The following is a 15,031-nucleotide window of genomic DNA, read 5'->3' on the forward strand; positions in this document are numbered from 1 at the left end:
TAGTTGCGCTCTCAATAACAATAATTCGTCTCGTCTCTTTTCCTTGAACTCTAGAATCTCCGCGAGCGGAACATCGTGGCAAGGAATAGGTATTGCGCGATGAAGTTCGACAAGCGCCCCGGCTCCGTCCTCCAAGAAACCGTCTTTCCAGACGAAGGAGTTTTCCCCTTGGGCTAACGCCCACATGCCGGGTTCTCTGCTGTCGAAATCGTTGAATGCGGTAACTTGACCTTGCGCTATTCCGGTTGCACCGTCACCCCATATGGTGTAGTCAGGGCGATTGAGAATTCCCGCCGCTTCTAGGAATTGCTCGTCTTGGTTGCTGGCGAAGTGTATAACCCGAGACGAAGGCCATACTAGCCGGTCCCAAAACAGGAGCGCAAACCGTAGTTCCAGCGGATCGAGGTTCGAAGATTTCGCAAATAAGCGCCCGCCCTCAATGACGATAGGCGGACTCACAACCAAACCCCGCTTGTGCGTGTCTTTCGGTACTTTCCCATAGCTCGGGTCAGTGGCCTTTCGTCTTTTTGCTTCACCCATGTCGATTGCTTTTCGAGGTATAAATAAGCGCGGGTATCCGATGTGCCTGAGTTGCCTTGCGTCGTTAAGTTACTTCGAGGCGTTGAATTCCTTCAGGGCACTCGCGTTCATCGTTGGCTCGGTGATAAATCACGGTCGTGGAATTGGCAGTATACCGATACGGGCTTAGTGCTATATCGGCCTCGCGCCGAGCAGGGTTACCAAACCAACCCGCGATATGAAGAAACCCGACTTTGTGTGTCAGGTGCCGGGAGCCCAGCGCCAGCAGCCCGGCCTGTTTTTGCCGCGCCGGAGGCGGGGACTGCACTCAGGTCCACCGAGTGCAATCGTACCCTTAAGATGGCGCGCGGAGGCACTCCGCGTTGACAGAATCCGGTTACATGATGGCTACACGACGCCGGAAATGAGAAAGGGGTTACAAGCCAACGGCTTGTAACCCCTCGATATTACTGGTCGGAGCGATAGGATTCGAACCTACGACCCTCTGATCCCAAATCAGATGCGCTACCAGGCTGCGCTACGCTCCGACGAATCGTGGATTGTAGCGTTTCGTGGCATGCGCCGTCAAACCCCGGTTTGAAAACTTTTCTTCCGGGTACAAACGAGCACGAACGCACGCGCACCAGTCACTCCTCCCCCACTGACACATCACTTCCCAAAATCCCACTGGATACTGTATAAATATACAGGTAGCGGCGCGGCGTTTCACCCCACGCCAACAACCCCGTCATGCCCCGTTTCGCGTTGGGCAGGGCGACCTATTTCCTTTTTCCAGAGCGCAATCATGGCAGCACTCCAGCTTGCGCCGCTCACCGCGCACCTGCCGCCCCGGCTGCAAAGCCGGGTCTGGCAGGGCAACCAGCTCGCGCACGCGGGCGAGCGCACGGTGGCGAGCGGCCACGCCGCGCTCGACGCCCAGTTGCCCGGCGCGGGCTGGCCCGCGGGCAGCCTGACCGAGCTGCTCGTCGAGCAGGGTGGCATCGGCGAGATGCGGCTCGTCGCGCCCGCGCTGCGCACGCTCACCGCGCAGGCGGGGCGGCACGTGCTGCTCGTCGCGCCGCCGTGGCAGCCGTACGCGTGCGCGCTCAAGGCGTGGGGCATCGCGCTCGAGCGCCTGATCTGGGTGCGCGCGAGCGAGGACGAGGCGCCGTGGGCCGCCGAGCAGGCGCTCAAGCAGGACGGCATTGGCGCCGTGCTGCTCTGGCAGCCGAAGGCGCGCGCCGACGCCCTGCGGCGTCTGCAGGTCGCCGCGCAGGATTCGCAGTCGCTGGCGTTTCTCATGCGGCCGCCCGCAGCGCGCAATCAGTCGTCGCCGGCGCCGCTGCGCATGGTCTGCACGCCGGTGCCGCCGCCCGAGGACGCGCGTCTGAACCGTCGTGAATGGATGCAGCTCACCGCCGTGTCCGTCGATATTTTCAAGCGTCGCGGGCCGCCGCCCGCCCAGCCACTCGTCATCACTTTGCCGCTGCAGGAGTCGGTGCTGCCCCAGCCGGGCGCATTGCCGGCCGCGCCGTGGCCCGGGATTAATCATGTTGTGGATCGCCGTCACCTTGCCGTTGTTGCCGCTGGAGGCCGTGAGGCCACCCGTGCCGCTCACGTCACTCACGCTGCCAACGCCGCCGGTGTCGGCGTCCCTGCCGGCCAGTCGACCTGATGAGGCCGCGGGACAGGACGCGCGCTGCTTCGCCCTCGCCGATCACGCGCGCATCCTGATCGCCGATCTCGATGCGTTCCGGCTCGGCGTGCAGCCGGGCAGCACGCGCGCCCATGCGCTTGCGCTCGCGCCGGGGCTCGCGTTGCTCGAGCCCGACCCGGCGCGCGAGACGCGCGCGTTCGAGGCGCTCGCGCTCGCGCTGCTCGCCTATACGCCGAAGGTGTCGCTCGCGCAGTCGCATACGCTTTTGCTCGAAGTCGGTTCCGGGCTGCGTCTTTTCGGCGGTGTGCGTGCGCTGCTCGCCAAGGTGGCGGCCACGGTGGCCAGTTGCGGCCACGCCGCGCGCATCGCCTGCGCGCCCACGGCCTGGGGCGCGTGGACGCTCGCGCAGGCGCGCGCGAGCGCCGGGGCGCACGCGGCGCGCCGCTTTCGCGTGCTCAAGGACGTCACGCTCGCGCGCGCGCTCGACGCGCTGCCGGTCGCGCTCGCGCCGTTCGCCGCACAGCACGAGCAGGCGCTCACGCAAATCGGCTGCGCGACGCTCGGCGATTTGCGACGGCTGCCGCGCGACGGCATCGTGCGCCGTTTCGGCGACGGCGTGCTCGCCTGGCTCGCGCAAGCGCGCGGCGAGGCGCCCGATCCGCGCGCCTGGTTCGCCGCGCCGCCGTCGTTTCACGCGTCGCTCGAATTGCAGGCGCGCGTGGAGAGCGCCGAGGCGCTGCTGTTCGCCGCGCGCCGTCTCGTGATGCAGCTGGCTGGCTGGCTCGCCGCGCAGCACGGCGCGCTGAGCGGCTTCGAGCTGCGTCTCGAGCACGAACTGGCGTCGCGCCACGCGCCGCGCACGTCGAGCCTCGCGCTCTCGTGGGCCGCGCCTTCGCGCGATGCCGAGCATCTGCTGTGGCTGCTGCGCGAGAAGCTCAATCAGACCGAGCTGGCCGCGCCCGTGATCGGCCTCGCGCTCGTCGCCGATCAGGTGAGCGCCTACGCGCCGCCCACGGACACGCTTTTTCCCACGCCCGAGGCATCGGACGCGTCGCTCGCGCAGCTCTTCGAGCGCATCGGCGCGCGCATCGGCGAGCAGAACGTGCTGCAGCTGTTCGTCGAGGACGATCACCGGCCCGAACAGGCGATGTCGGCGCGCACGTATCGAGCGGGCGCGCGCCGGACGGCCGCGCGCAAGCCGCGCGATTCGCGCAAGGCGAACGGTCCATCCAATGCGCAGCAAGAAGCCGCGCCCGTGCAGACGGCCTTCGATCTGCCCGAGGTGCCGCTGCCGTCGCAGCCGCGCCCGGCATGGCTGCTCGAAAAGCCGCTCAAGCTGATGGTGCGCAACGACCGCCCGGTCTATCGGCGCCCGCTCAAGACGCTCACGCGCACCGAGCGCATCGAGGCGGGATGGTGGGACGGCGAAGGCGTCGGGCGCGACTACTACGTCGCCGCCGACGACCAGGGGCGCATGTTCTGGCTGTACCGCGAGCGCATTGGTGGGCAGTGGTATTTGCAGGGACTTTTCGGCTAACGCCGCTTCATCTTCAGCATCATGTCGAACAGCGGGACAGGCGCATCGTTGCCTGCGCAACCTTCTTCGTCGGGTTCGGGGTCCGGGCATCTGCCTGGGAATTTGCCTGCGCATTTGCCCGATTACGCGGAGCTGCACTGCCTGACCAACTTCACGTTCCTGCGCGGCGCGTCGCGCCCGAGCGAGCTGGTCGAGCAGGCGATCCGTCACGGCTACCGCGCGCTCGCCATCACCGACGAATGCTCGTTCGCCGGCGTCGTGCGCGCGTATAGCGCGCTCAATGAATACGACGAGGCACGCAAGAAGGCGCACGACGAAGCCGTGCGTGAGGCACGCGCGCTGGGCGCGAAGCACGGCGCGCATCTGGGCAAAGCGCTGGGCAAAACGCGGGCCGAAGCGCAGGCCGAAGCCGCCGTGGCGGCGCTCGGTCCGTTCGTGCCCTCACTGCATCTGCTGATCGGCAGCGAGCTGAATCTCGTCGATGAAAACGGCGCGCCGTTCTGCACGCTCGTGGCGATCGCGATGAATCGCGAGGGCTACGGCAACCTGTGCGAGCTGATCACGCTCGCGCGCTCGCGCGCGGATAAAGGCCAATACCGCGTGCATCCGTCCGACTTCACCGATCCCGAGCCGGCCTTCACGCATCTGTTGCACTTGCGCGATTGCGTGCTGCTGCTCGTGCCGCAGCGCGCGGCCACGCTCGCGCAGACGCTGCGCGCCGCGCACTGGCTCGCGGGTTTCGCGGCCGAGCGCGCATGGCTTGCGCTCGAGCTCTGGCAAACGGGCGGCGACGACACGCAGATCGAAGTGCTGCGCCACGTCTCGCAGGAAAGCGGCCTGCCGCTCGTCGCGGCGGGCGGCGTGCTGATGCACGCGCGCTCGCGCAAGCCGCTGCAGGACACGCTGAGCGCGGTGCGCATCGGCAAGCCGCTCGCGTCGTGCGGCCGCGCGCTGGAGCCGAATGCGGAGCGTCATTTGCGCTCGCGCGTGCGGCTCGGCGCGCTGTATCCGCGCGATGCGCTCGATGCCACGCTCGAGGTCGCGCGCCGCTGCACGTTTTGCCTGAGCGAGCTGGCCTACGAGTATCCCGAAGAGCTCGTGCCCACGGGCGAGACGCCCACTTCATGGCTCGAAAAGCTCGTGATGAAAGGCGCCGCCGAGCGCTGGCCCGATGGCCTGAACGAGAAGCGCAGCAATCAGATCGAAGAAGAGCTCAGGCTGATTGGCGAGTTGAAGTACGAAAAGTATTTCCTGACCGTGCACGACATCGTCCGCTTTGCGCGCTCGCAGAACATCCTGTGTCAGGGGCGCGGCTCGGCGGCGAACTCGGTGGTGTGCTATTGCCTCGGGATCACGGAGATCGATCCGGTGCGCATGAACATGCTCGTCGCGCGCTTTCTGTCCCGCGCGCGCAACGAGCCGCCCGATATCGACGTCGACTTCGAGCACCAGCGGCGCGAGGAGGTCATCCAGTACATCTACCGCAAATACGGCACGCGCCGCGCCGCGCTGGCCGCGACGCTCATCACGTATCGCTCGCGCAGCGCGCTGCGCGACGTGGGCAAGGCGCTGGGTCTCGACAACGCGCTCGTCGAAAAGCTCTCGGGCGCGCATCAGTGGTGGGACGGCCCGGATTCGATCGCGAACCATCTGGCGGAAGCGGGCTTTTCGCCCGACTCGCACGTCACGCAGCAACTGATCCGCCTCACGCGCGAGCTGCGCGGCTTTCCGCGTCATCTCTCGCAGCACGTGGGCGGCTTCGTGATCGCGCGCGACAAGCTCTCGCGTCTCGTGCCCATCGAAAACGCGGCGATGAAGGACCGCTACGTGATCGAATGGGACAAGGACGATATCGACGCGTTGCGTCTTCTGAAGGTGGACGTGCTCGCGCTCGGCATGCTTTCGGCGATCCGGCGCTCGCTCGAATTCGTCGCGTTGAGGCGCGGGCTGCCGGCGTATCGTGTGCAGGACATTCCATCCGAGGATCGAGCGGTCTACGAGATGTGCTGCCATGCGGATACCGTCGGCGTGTTCCAGATCGAGTCGCGGGCGCAGCAGAGCATGTTGCCGCGTCTGCGCCCGCGCGAGTATTACGACCTCGTGATCCAGGTGGCGATCGTGCGGCCCGGGCCGATCCAGGGCGACATGGTGCATCCGTATCTGAAGCGCAGGCATGGCGAGGAGAAGGTCGAGTACGCGAAGGAGGCGCTGCGCCCGGTGCTCGAGCGCACGCTGGGCGTGCCGATCTTTCAGGAGCAGGTCATGCACCTCGCGATGGTCGCCGCCGACTACACCGGCGAGGAAGCCGACAAGCTGCGCCGCGCGATGGCCGCATGGCGGCGCGACGGCGATCTGCGACCCTATCAGGACGACCTCAAGCGCCGGATGTTGAACAAGGGCTATACGGAGGAGTTCGCGAACCGCATCTGCAAGCAGATCGAGGGTTTCGGCGACTACGGCTTTCCGGAGAGCCATGCGGCGAGCTTCGCACTGCTCGTCTACACGAGTTCGTGGCTCAAGCGCTACGAGCCGGCCGCGTTTCTCGCAGGACTGCTGAATAGTCAGCCGCTCGGGTTCTATTCGCCGTCGCAGCTCGTGCAGGATGCGAAGCGGCACGGTGTGAAGGTGCGCGCGCCCGATATCGCACTGAGCGACTGGGCGTCCGTGCTGGAGGTGCGCGGCCGGCCGGGCGTGCGGCTCGATGCCGATGGCGTGCCCGAGCGCTGTGCCGAGGTGGCGCATTACCGCGCGCTATTGAGGGCCGCCGCGTTCGCACTCGCGCGGGGGCGCAGCGGCGCGATGGACGGCGGAGCCGGGCGTGGCACAGGGCATGGCGATGGGGATGGCGATGGCGATGGGGATGGCGATGGGGATGGCGATCGGCGCGGACGCGATGGCGGGCGAAAACGGCCTCGCCCATTCATGCATGGCCTCAGACGCATCGTGCGCGCGGCTATCGCGCAGGCGCCCCGGCATTACGGACGCCGAGGCCCGGCGGTGCGCCTGGGCTTCAGCCTCATCAAGGGGTTTTCGGAGGCCGCCGCGCAGCGCGTGATGGCCGCGCGCACACAGGCGCCGTTCGTCGACGTCGACGATCTCGCGCGCCGTGCCGCGCTCACGCGCCGCGAGCTGGAAGCGCTCGCGGCGGCCAATGCGCTCGCGAGCATCGCCGGGCATCGGCGCGAGGCGTGGTGGGCCGTGACCGCGCAGCACGCGGTGCCCGCGCTATTGCGCGACGCGCCCGTGGCCGAGGCGCGGCTCGAACTGCCGCGCGCTTCGGAGGGCGCGGAGATCGTCGCCGATTACGCGAGCCTGCGCCTCACGCTCAACCGTCATCCACTCGAACTGCTGCGGCCGGGACTGGCGAAGCAGCGCTTTCGTAGCGCGGCGCAACTGGCGCAGTGCCGTCACGGCATGCTCGCGCGCGTGTGCGGCATCGTCACGGTGCGGCAGCGGCCCGGCACGGCGAAGGGCACGATCTTCGTCTCGCTCGAGGACGAGACCGGGTCGATCAACGTGATCGTGCACGCGGCGCTCGTGGAATCGCAGCGCAAGGAGCTGCTCGGGGCGTCGCTGCTGGCGGTGGCGGGCGTCGTGCAACGCGAGGGCGAGGTCGTGCATCTGGTCGCGCATCGGCTCGAGGATCACAGCCGGCTGCTCGGGCGGCTCGCGACCGAGAGCCGCGATTTTCATTGAGGCGGGGTGCGGGGCGATGGGTCCCGGCGTCACGCCACGCACCCGGCGGTTGCTGCTTGCCTGACCCTTACGGCGCCGCGCCGTCGCGCGCGAACGCGTCGAGCACCGCGAGAATGCCCGCGTCGAAGGGCGTGCGCCGGCCGATCCCCAGCGCCTCGAGCCGCCCCGAGTCGAGGTGGCAATCGCGCGGACGCGGCGTCGCGTCCGCGGGCGCCGTCTGCGCGACGAGTTGCGCCTCGATACCGAGCGCGCGCGCAATGCGCTGCGCGATGTCGTACTTGGTCATCGGCTCGTCGCCGGACCACTGCGCGATGCCGCGCACCGCGTTGCCGTCCGCGCAGCGCGTGAGCAGCTCGCGGATCACGAACGCGACGTCGGGCGTGAAGGTGGGGTAGCGCGTCGCCCAGGCGTCCATGACCGCGGGCGCGGCGCCCGCCTGCGCCGAAGCGCGGATCGCCGGCACGAGACTCGTCACCGCCGACTCCTGCCAGTCGACGATCGGCCCATACAGCAGCGGCAGGCGCAGCACGAGCGCGTCGTCGGTGGCGTCGAGCAGCGCGCGCTCGCCTTCCAGCTTGCTGCGGCCATAGGCGTTGAGCGGGTTCGGCGCGGCGTCGGGCAAATAGGGCGGATGCGTGCCGTCGAACACGTAGTCGGTGGAGATCGACAGCACCCACGCGCCGCGCGCCTTCGCCGCGGCGGCAACGCTGCGCACGGCATCGACATTGAGCGCGCGCGCCGCGGCCGGATCGTGCTCGCACACGTCGGGGCGGCGCTCGGCGGCGGCGATCACGATGGCGTCGGGCGCCTCGCTGGCAACGAATGCCTCGACCGCGCGCGCGTCTCGTATGTCGAGCGCCACTTGCCCGGCGGCCACACGGCTAAATCCGGTAGGCACCACCTGCCAGCCCGTCTCGACCGCAAGCTCACGCACGAGCGCGCGCCCGAGCAGCCCGGAAGCGCCTGCTACGGCAACCTTGAACATGGCGCGCCTCGCGTCAGGCGCTGGCCGTGCCCGTGACGGTATAGCCCGCCTCGTCGATGGCGGCCTTGAGCACTTCTGCGCTCTGCCGGGATTCGACGCTCACGCGGCCCGCGGCCAGATCGATCTCGACCTTCGCGGCGGCGTCGTGCTCGTGGATCGCGCGCGTGACGGCGCCGACGCAGTGCTGGCAGCTCATGCCTTCGACGTTGAACTGGATCATGGTGGTTTCCTTTTTAAAGAGAACGAAGAGGACGAATAAGGAGCAGATGAGGCCGTGGCCGGATTATGCCAGTGGGCATGCGGCGAGGGCGCTGGACCTTCCCATCATGGGAAGGTGTAGCATCAGACAATCGAGTGCAAAGCAGGGGAGCAGCATGAATATCGGCGATGCGGCGCGCGAATCGGGCGTCACGGCGAAAATGATCCGCTACTACGAGAGCGTCGGCCTGCTCGCGCCGAAGGGGCGCACCGAGTCCGGCTACCGCGTCTACGGCATGGAGGAGGTGCACGCGCTGCGCTTTATCCGCCAGGCGCGGCGCCTGGGCTTTCTCGTCGACGATATCCGGCGCCTGCTCGCGCTCTGGCACGACCGCTCGCGCGCCAGCGCCGAAGTCAAGGCCATTGCGCTCGAGCACGTAGCCGAACTCGACCAGCGCATTGCCGAGCTCACGCAGATGCGCGACACGCTCGGGCATCTGGCGGCCCACTGCCACGGGGACGAGCGGCCGGACTGCCCGATCATCGAGCGCCTCGCCGACCCGCAGCCGCTTGCACACGACGCTCGAGCCTGAGCTTGAGCCTGCCGACGGCGCGAACCCCGCGCGGAGCGAGGCAGGGCGGTGCAACCCGCGCTGGCAAATTGTCGCAACTTTTGCGAAGAACTGCACAATCCTGGTGCATCGTGACGCATGATGCACGCAGATTTGCCGAGGTTGCAGCGAAATATGCCAATAAATCATGATGTTGCCCGAAGCATCGACGATGCACCATTCCAGAATGGAATGCACACCATTCGATCAATTCGCTAGCAAAGTTGGGTGCAACCGTTATAATGCGGGTTATCCCTTACGGGGGTAATCCCTGATGCAAATCCACCGGGGATACATCTGATCCTTGGAGAACAACATCATGTTTGCATACCTTCTTGAAAAGCTGAGCAACTGGTTCGAAACTGCAGAGCGTCGCCGCCGCGAAGCGTACCTCGCGACGTCGGCAGACCTCGTGCAACTCGAACAGCGTATCCGCACGATCGAATCGAACGGCTACTCGCGATAAGCGGTCCGCAGCTCTCTGCACTGCCTCAAGCCCCGCATCTGGCGGGGCTTTGTTATTTCTGGGCCGGTTTCGAGCTGCCCGCGATGCGCACGCCATGCAGTCTGAACCTTGCCATCGCGGTAAGGTAAAGTCTTTTTTGCGACAAGCCGATATCAGACTGGAGTCGCATTGATCGGGGGCCGTTCATGAAGTCAGATCGCTTATTCCGCCGCGCTGGTGCCGGATGGAGGCGTCACGCGGTGCTGGCTGGCAGCGTCATGGCGTTGGCGCTGGCGAGCGCCGGCGCGCACGCGTCCGGGCAGCCATTGATTCTGGATACGCAGCGAGGCATCAGCGATGGACAGTCAGGCACGGTGCTGCAAAACGCACCGCTTTCGCCTGAGCCGATGGTGCAGATGAAGTCGTTGCCCACGCTGAACGGAACGGGCACGGACGGCTCGCAGGTGCCGATCATCGTCGAGCCGTATGTGCAAGTGCCCGGTGGGGGTGGACGCCCGCCGCGGCCAAAGCCGAGGCCTTCGCCGCAACCGCTGCAACAATCCGCGCCGCCGCAGTAATTGCGGCACCTGCGCGCCGCGGCCACGCTTGAGACGGCGCCGTCAGGGCGGCGCGGTTAATGTGGCGCCGATAAGGTGGCGCTCATAAGGTGGCGCTCATAAGGTGGCGCGGCTAAGGCCGCGTTGCGCGGCCGCCGCGCGCTTCAGTCGCCGCGCGATTCGATCTTGAACTGCGCGCCCTCGTCCTGGCCGAGCGTCTTGACGAGCCACGGCATGACTTCCTTGAGGGTGGCCGCGAGCGTATAGGGCGGATTCAGGATGAACATGCCGCTGCCATACAGGCCGAAGCCGTCTTCCGGCGGCCGGCTGACCGAGAGCGTGACGTGCAGCCAGTTCTTTTCCTGGAGGCGCTTCAACTGCTCGGGAAAACGCTGCGACTCGGGCCGCGTGACCTGCGGATACCAGACCGCGTAAGTGCCGGTGGCGAAGCGCTCGAGACCTTCCTGCACGCACGCGAGGGTGCGTGCGTAGTCGCGCTTGTCTTCGAACGACGGGTCGATCAGCACGAGCGCGCGGCGCGGCGGCGGGGGCAGGAGCGCCTTGACGCCGTCGAAGCCGTCGCCCGCATAGATCATCACGCGGCGGCCCGCATCGCGAAAACGGTGGCGCAGCACGTCGATTTCCGTGCTGTGCAGCTCAAAGAGTCGCATGCGGTCCTGCTCGCGCATCAGCCGCCAGGCGAGATAGGGCGAGCCGGGATAAAAGCGCAGCTCGCCGTCGGGATTGAGCGCCGCGACTTCGTCGACGTACTCGGCGAGCATCGCCGGCAGGTCGGTGCGTCCCCACAGCTTGCCGATGCCGGTGTCGAACTCGGCGTTCTTCGTGGCGTAGCCTTCGCGCAGCGCGTAGGCCCCCGCGCCCGCATGGGTGTCGATGTACCAGTACGCCTTGTCCTTCTTGCCGAGGTAGTTCAGCAGTTGCACGGTGACGGCGTGCTTGAGGACATCGGCGTGATTGCCGGCGTGGAAGGCGTGACGGTAGCTCAGCATGATGGGGCGGACGCGAGGTCGGTGGCGATCGAAAATGCGGACAATGCGGGCAGGCGCGTATGAACGGGCACGAGCATGCCGCGCGATTGCAGATGATACGAAAACGGCGGCGCGCCGAACTATTCGCGCGCCGCGTGCGAATCGCGCGGACGGCCCGATAAAGCATGCGGCGCGCCGGCGAGGCCGCGTATTGTACAGCGCCCCGGCGCCTGGGCTTCGCGCTCAGTCGTAGTTCTCGCCGACAATCGCCTCGATCTGCTCCTTCACCTCCGGCGTGATTTTTTCCGCCACGTCGCGCGCCACCATGTTTTCGCCGATCTGCTCGACGCGCGACGCGCCGGTGATCACCGTGCTCACATGTGGATTCTTGAGAATCCACGCGAGGGCGAGCTGGCCCACCGTGCAGTCCAGCTCCTTGGCGAATTCCGCGAGCTTGCCGACGATCGCGTTCTTGTCCGCGTCGGTGACTTCCTTGCGCAGCCAGTCATAACCCTGCAACTGGGCGCGGCTGTCGGCCGGCACGCCGCCGCGGTATTTGCCCGTGAGCAGCCCCGAGGCGAGCGGGCTCCACGTCGTGAGGCCGAGGCCGATGTCCTCGTAGAGCCGCCGGTATTCGTCTTCCACGCGGCGGCGGTGGAACAGGTTGTACTGCGGCTGCTCCATCACGGGCTTGTGCAGATGATGGCGCTCCGCGATTTCCCATGCGGCGCGAATTTCGTCCGCGCTCCACTCCGAGGTGCCCCAATAGAGCGCCTTGCCGCGCGAGATCATGTCGCTCATCGCCCAGACGGTTTCCTCGACGGGCGTGTTCGGATCGGGACGATGGCAGAACACGAGGTCGACGTAATCGAGCTGCAGCCGCTTGAGCGAGCCGTCGATGGCGTTCATGAGGTATTTGCGGTTGAGCGTGTGATACTGGTTGGGCGCCTCGTTCAAGCCCCAGAAGAACTTGGTGGACACCACATAGCTCACGCGCGGCCAGGCAAGCTCCTTGAGCGCCTGGCCCATGATCTCCTCCGACTTGCCGCCCGCATAGGCTTCCGCGTTGTCGAAGAAGTTGACGCCCGCGTCGCGCGCCGCGGCGAGCGATTCACGCGCGAGATTGCGATCGACCTGATTGCCATAGGTGACCCACGAGCCGATGGACAGTTCGCTGACTTGCAGGCCCGAGCGGCCCAGTCGCCGATAATTCATGAACGCCTCCTTGTAGAGCGGCCAAACTTAGCATGATCCGCGCGCGTGCGCCGAGCACTTGCGGCGCCGTACAAGCGGTTGTACAGCGGGTCTTACCGTGCGCGCCGGTGCGTTGCGGCAATGGCGTGGCAGCGGCGTGGCACCAGCGTGGAATCTGGGCGCCGCAGTGCCCGGCTCGATGTCCGTGGCGCGCGGCTTCATGCACAATAGCGCGGTTGGCCGCGGCGCAACATCCGGCCGAATGGCGTAGGCGAAGTCCTAAGCCAATCGACAGGTTTGACGGCGCCTGCGCGTCGAGGTCTCATCCCGTCTACTACCTGGAGGTGCTCGATGTCGTCTCTCACTCTGAATACGAAGCTCGATGGCAAGGTTGCAGTCGTTACCGGCGCGGCCAGCGGCATCGGCAAGCAGATCGCACTCACGCTCGCGCAGGCGGGCGCGGCAGTCGCCATCGCCGATCTCAACCAGAGCGGCGCCGACGCCGTGGCCGAGGAGATCAAGGGCGCGGGCGGCAAGGCCATCGGCGTGGCCATGGACGTCACCAGCGAAGAGGCCGTGAATCAGGGCATCGACCGCGTGGCGGCCGAGCTCGGCCCGGTCGACATCCTCGTCTCGAACGCCGGCATCCAGATCGTCAATCCGATCGAAAACTACGCGTTCTCCGACTGGAAGAAGATGCAGGCCATTCACGTGGACGGCGCCTTCCTCACCACCAAGGCGGTCCTCAAGCACATGTACAAGGACGATCGCGGCGGCGTCGTGATCTATATGGGCTCGGTGCACTCGCACGAGGCTTCGCCGCTGAAGTCGGCGTATGTCGCGGCCAAGCATGCACTGCTCGGTCTCGCGCGCGTGCTCGCCAAGGAAGGCGGCAAGCACAACGTGCGCTCGCACGTGGTCTGTCCGGGCTTCGTGCGCACGCCGCTGGTGGAGAAGCAGATTCCCGAGCAGGCGAAGGAGCTGGGCATCCCGGAAGAGGAAGTGGTCAAGAAAGTGATGCTGGGCGGCACCGTCGACGGCATTTTCACGACGGTCGAAGACGTGGCGCAGACGGTGCTGTTCCTCTCCGCCTTCCCGAGCGCGGCCTTTACCGGCCAGTCGTTCGTGGTCAGCCACGGCTGGTTCATGCAATAACGCGGAGGGCCGGCCATGGCACAACGCAAGAAGGGGCGGGTGGAGTCGAGCGCAGTGGGCGAAGAGGCCGGCGCGCGCACCGGAGCCGGGTTGCCGTCCCCCGGCTCGCAGTCCGCCGGGGGGCAGTCCGCCGGGGTGCAGTCCGACGAGCAGCCGTTTGTCTCGAACTGCGCAAGCGAGTCCGCGCAGTGGGAGACCGTCGCGCTCACGCTGCAGGGCGGCGGCGCGCTGGGCGCCTATCAGGCGGGCGTGTATGAAGGCCTCTTCGAGGCCGGCATCGCGCCCAACTGGATCGCGGGCATCTCGATCGGCGCGCTCAATACGGCGCTGATCGCGGGCAATGCGCCCGAGCATCGCGTGGCGCGCCTGCGCGAGTTCTGGGAGACGATCTGCCAGCCTGCTTATACGCCGCCGTTGCCGGCCTTCATCGAGCACGCGCTGTTCAACTCCGGCGAAGCCATCCGCAAGACCTTCACGGCGCTGCAGGCGGCGAGCGCAGTGGTCGAAGGGCAGCGGGGCTTCTTCGTGCCGCGCGTCCCGCCACCGCTGCCGCAGGGGGCCGGGCAGCCGGAGAAAGCGAGCTACTACGACACGAAGCCGCTCAAGGCCACGCTCGAGCGCTTGTGCGACTTCGATCGCATCAATTCGGGCGAGACCCGCGTGTCGCTTGGCGCCGTGAACGTGGCCAACGGCAACTTCGCGTACTTCGACAACACCACCACGAAGCTGCGGCCCGAGCACTTCATCGCCTCGGGGGCGTTGCCGCCCGGTTTCGCGGCGGTGGAGATCGACGGCGAGTACTACTGGGACGGCGGCCTGATGTCGAATACGCCGCTCTACGAGGTGATCCAGACCACGCCGCGGCGCGACACGCTCGCGTTCCAGGTGGATCTCTGGAGCGCGCGCGGGCCGGTGCCCGACAACATCGCCGACGTCCAGGGCCGCATGAAGGACATCCAGTATTCGAGCCGCACGCGTCTCGTTACCGACATGTTGCAGCGCTCGCAGCGTTACCGGCACGTGTTGCGCGAGGTGCTGGACCGCGTGGCGCCCGAGCATCGGGAAGACAAGTGGGTCAAGCTGGCGGACGAGCTTTCATGCTCGAAGAAGTACAACGTGATCCATCTGATTTACCGGCAGAAGGAGTACGAGGGCCAGTTCAAGGACTACCAGTTCGGCATCTCGACGATGCGCGAGCACTGGGCGAGCGGTCTGCAGGACATTCGCGCGTCGCTCGCGCAGCCGGGTTGGCTCGACAAGCCCGAGAACGACTCCGGCTTCGTCACGCACGATATCCATCGCGACAGCCGTGGCCACGACAATGGAGAGCGCGGCACGTAGGGCTGGGTGCTGGCACGGCGCGCGCCGCAGCCGGTGCGCGGCTAAATGGCCGTGCCTGAAAACAAAAAGCGTCCGTTCTTTCGAACGGACGCTTTTTTTCGCCCTGTCTTCCGTTGCGGGAGGGCGCGCCGTCTTGAGGCAGCGCGT

The 15,031-nt window shown here is 66.7% G+C and carries 13 protein-coding genes and 1 tRNA gene; 8 read left to right on the top strand and 6 right to left on the bottom strand.

Annotated features, from left to right (window positions below):
• Nucleotides 1–540: DUF6236 family protein (locus BO1_RS38900; RefSeq protein WP_028222193.1), on the bottom strand; the 540-nt coding region annotated here is incomplete at its 3' end.
• A 450-nt stretch (nt 541–990) separates the two neighbouring features.
• Nucleotides 991–1,067, bottom strand: a tRNA-Pro gene (locus BO1_RS38905).
• A 257-nt stretch (nt 1,068–1,324) separates the two neighbouring features.
• Between BO1_RS38905 and imuA the strand changes: the two genes are divergently transcribed.
• From imuA to BO1_RS38920, 3 genes are read left to right on the top strand one after another with little or no spacing between them, the layout of a single operon-like run.
• Complete coding sequence (gene imuA / locus BO1_RS54595) at nt 1,325–2,194, top strand: translesion DNA synthesis-associated protein ImuA (RefSeq protein ID WP_245644013.1); 870 nt, start codon at nt 1,325–1,327, stop codon at nt 2,192–2,194.
• Entirely contained in the window at nt 2,079–3,713 is a 1,635-nt protein-coding gene (locus tag BO1_RS38915) for a Y-family DNA polymerase (RefSeq protein WP_245644014.1), read from the top strand. Before imuA ends, BO1_RS38915 begins: the two co-directional genes overlap by 116 nt.
• Before the next feature lie 48 nt (nt 3,714–3,761).
• Nucleotides 3,762–7,409, top strand: a complete 3,648-nt coding sequence (locus BO1_RS38920) for an error-prone DNA polymerase (RefSeq protein WP_028222195.1) — start codon at nt 3,762–3,764, stop codon at nt 7,407–7,409.
• A 67-nt stretch (nt 7,410–7,476) separates the two neighbouring features.
• On the opposite strand, the gene BO1_RS38925 is transcribed toward BO1_RS38920, so the two are convergent.
• Together BO1_RS38925 and BO1_RS38930 are read right to left on the bottom strand one after the other, a co-directional pair.
• Nucleotides 7,477–8,394 carry a dTDP-4-dehydrorhamnose reductase family protein gene (locus BO1_RS38925; RefSeq protein WP_028222196.1) on the bottom strand — a complete coding sequence of 306 codons (918 nt, stop codon included), beginning with the start codon at nt 8,392–8,394 and terminating at the stop codon, nt 7,477–7,479.
• A gap of 13 nt (nt 8,395–8,407) precedes the next feature.
• Complete coding sequence (locus BO1_RS38930; protein WP_028222197.1) at nt 8,408–8,614, bottom strand: heavy-metal-associated domain-containing protein; 207 nt, start codon at nt 8,612–8,614, stop codon at nt 8,408–8,410.
• Nucleotides 8,615–8,768: 154 nt separating this feature from the next.
• On the opposite strand from BO1_RS38930, the gene cueR reads away from it, so the two are divergent.
• The 3 genes from cueR to BO1_RS54600 all read left to right on the top strand — a co-directional run bounded on the left by cueR (nt 8,769) and on the right by BO1_RS54600 (nt 10,226).
• Nucleotides 8,769–9,185: a Cu(I)-responsive transcriptional regulator gene (gene cueR, locus BO1_RS38935; protein ID WP_028222198.1), complete on the top strand. Its 417-nt coding sequence runs from the start codon at nt 8,769–8,771 to the stop codon at nt 9,183–9,185.
• 337 nt (nt 9,186–9,522) lie between these two features.
• Nucleotides 9,523–9,669 (top strand): DUF3563 family protein, encoded by a 147-nt coding sequence (locus BO1_RS58380; RefSeq protein ID WP_084688587.1) that lies wholly within the window; start codon nt 9,523–9,525, stop codon nt 9,667–9,669.
• A 185-nt stretch (nt 9,670–9,854) separates the two neighbouring features.
• The gene (locus BO1_RS54600) at nt 9,855–10,226 is read left to right on the top strand and encodes a hypothetical protein (RefSeq protein ID WP_043288462.1); all 372 of its coding nucleotides are present in this window, start codon (nt 9,855–9,857) and stop codon (nt 10,224–10,226) included.
• Nucleotides 10,227–10,369: 143 nt separating this feature from the next.
• Here BO1_RS54600 and BO1_RS38950 read toward each other — a convergent pair whose 3' ends face one another.
• Together BO1_RS38950 and BO1_RS38955 are read right to left on the bottom strand one after the other, a co-directional pair.
• Entirely contained in the window at nt 10,370–11,215 is an 846-nt protein-coding gene (locus tag BO1_RS38950) for a 23S rRNA (adenine(2030)-N(6))-methyltransferase RlmJ (RefSeq protein WP_028222199.1), read from the bottom strand.
• Between the two features lie 222 nt (nt 11,216–11,437).
• Nucleotides 11,438–12,409, bottom strand: a complete 972-nt coding sequence (locus tag BO1_RS38955; protein ID WP_028222200.1) for a potassium channel beta subunit family protein — start codon at nt 12,407–12,409, stop codon at nt 11,438–11,440.
• Between the two features lie 330 nt (nt 12,410–12,739).
• Here BO1_RS38955 and BO1_RS38960 point away from each other — a divergent pair, with 330 nt between their 5' ends.
• Nucleotides 12,740–13,543, top strand: coding sequence for a 3-hydroxybutyrate dehydrogenase (locus tag BO1_RS38960; RefSeq protein WP_028222201.1), 804 nt, complete (start codon nt 12,740–12,742; stop codon nt 13,541–13,543).
• 15 nt (nt 13,544–13,558) lie between these two features.
• Nucleotides 13,559–14,884: a DUF3734 domain-containing protein gene (locus tag BO1_RS38965; protein WP_028222202.1), complete on the top strand. Its 1,326-nt coding sequence runs from the start codon at nt 13,559–13,561 to the stop codon at nt 14,882–14,884.
• Nucleotides 14,885–15,031 lie beyond the last annotated feature (147 nt).

The sequence above is a fragment of the Paraburkholderia oxyphila NBRC 105797 genome, assembly GCF_000685075.1.
Lineage (GTDB): Bacteria > Pseudomonadota > Gammaproteobacteria > Burkholderiales > Burkholderiaceae > Paraburkholderia > Paraburkholderia oxyphila.

What these genes read in the sequence shown, in the direction of transcription:
- imuA (WP_245644013.1), top strand. Translation starts at nt 1,325, where the DNA reads ATGGCAGCACTCCAGCTTGCGCCGCTCACCGCGCACCTGCCGCCCCGG.
- BO1_RS38925 (WP_028222196.1), bottom strand. Translation starts at nt 8,394, where the DNA reads ATGTTCAAGGTTGCCGTAGCAGGCGCTTCCGGGCTGCTCGGGCGCGCG.
- BO1_RS38930 (WP_028222197.1), bottom strand. Translation starts at nt 8,614, where the DNA reads ATGATCCAGTTCAACGTCGAAGGCATGAGCTGCCAGCACTGCGTCGGC.
- cueR (WP_028222198.1), top strand. Translation starts at nt 8,769, where the DNA reads ATGAATATCGGCGATGCGGCGCGCGAATCGGGCGTCACGGCGAAAATG.
- BO1_RS58380 (WP_084688587.1), top strand. Translation starts at nt 9,523, where the DNA reads ATGTTTGCATACCTTCTTGAAAAGCTGAGCAACTGGTTCGAAACTGCA.
- BO1_RS54600 (WP_043288462.1), top strand. Translation starts at nt 9,855, where the DNA reads ATGAAGTCAGATCGCTTATTCCGCCGCGCTGGTGCCGGATGGAGGCGT.
- BO1_RS38950 (WP_028222199.1), bottom strand. Translation starts at nt 11,215, where the DNA reads ATGCTGAGCTACCGTCACGCCTTCCACGCCGGCAATCACGCCGATGTC.
- BO1_RS38955 (WP_028222200.1), bottom strand. Translation starts at nt 12,409, where the DNA reads ATGAATTATCGGCGACTGGGCCGCTCGGGCCTGCAAGTCAGCGAACTG.
- BO1_RS38960 (WP_028222201.1), top strand. Translation starts at nt 12,740, where the DNA reads ATGTCGTCTCTCACTCTGAATACGAAGCTCGATGGCAAGGTTGCAGTC.
- BO1_RS38965 (WP_028222202.1), top strand. Translation starts at nt 13,559, where the DNA reads ATGGCACAACGCAAGAAGGGGCGGGTGGAGTCGAGCGCAGTGGGCGAA.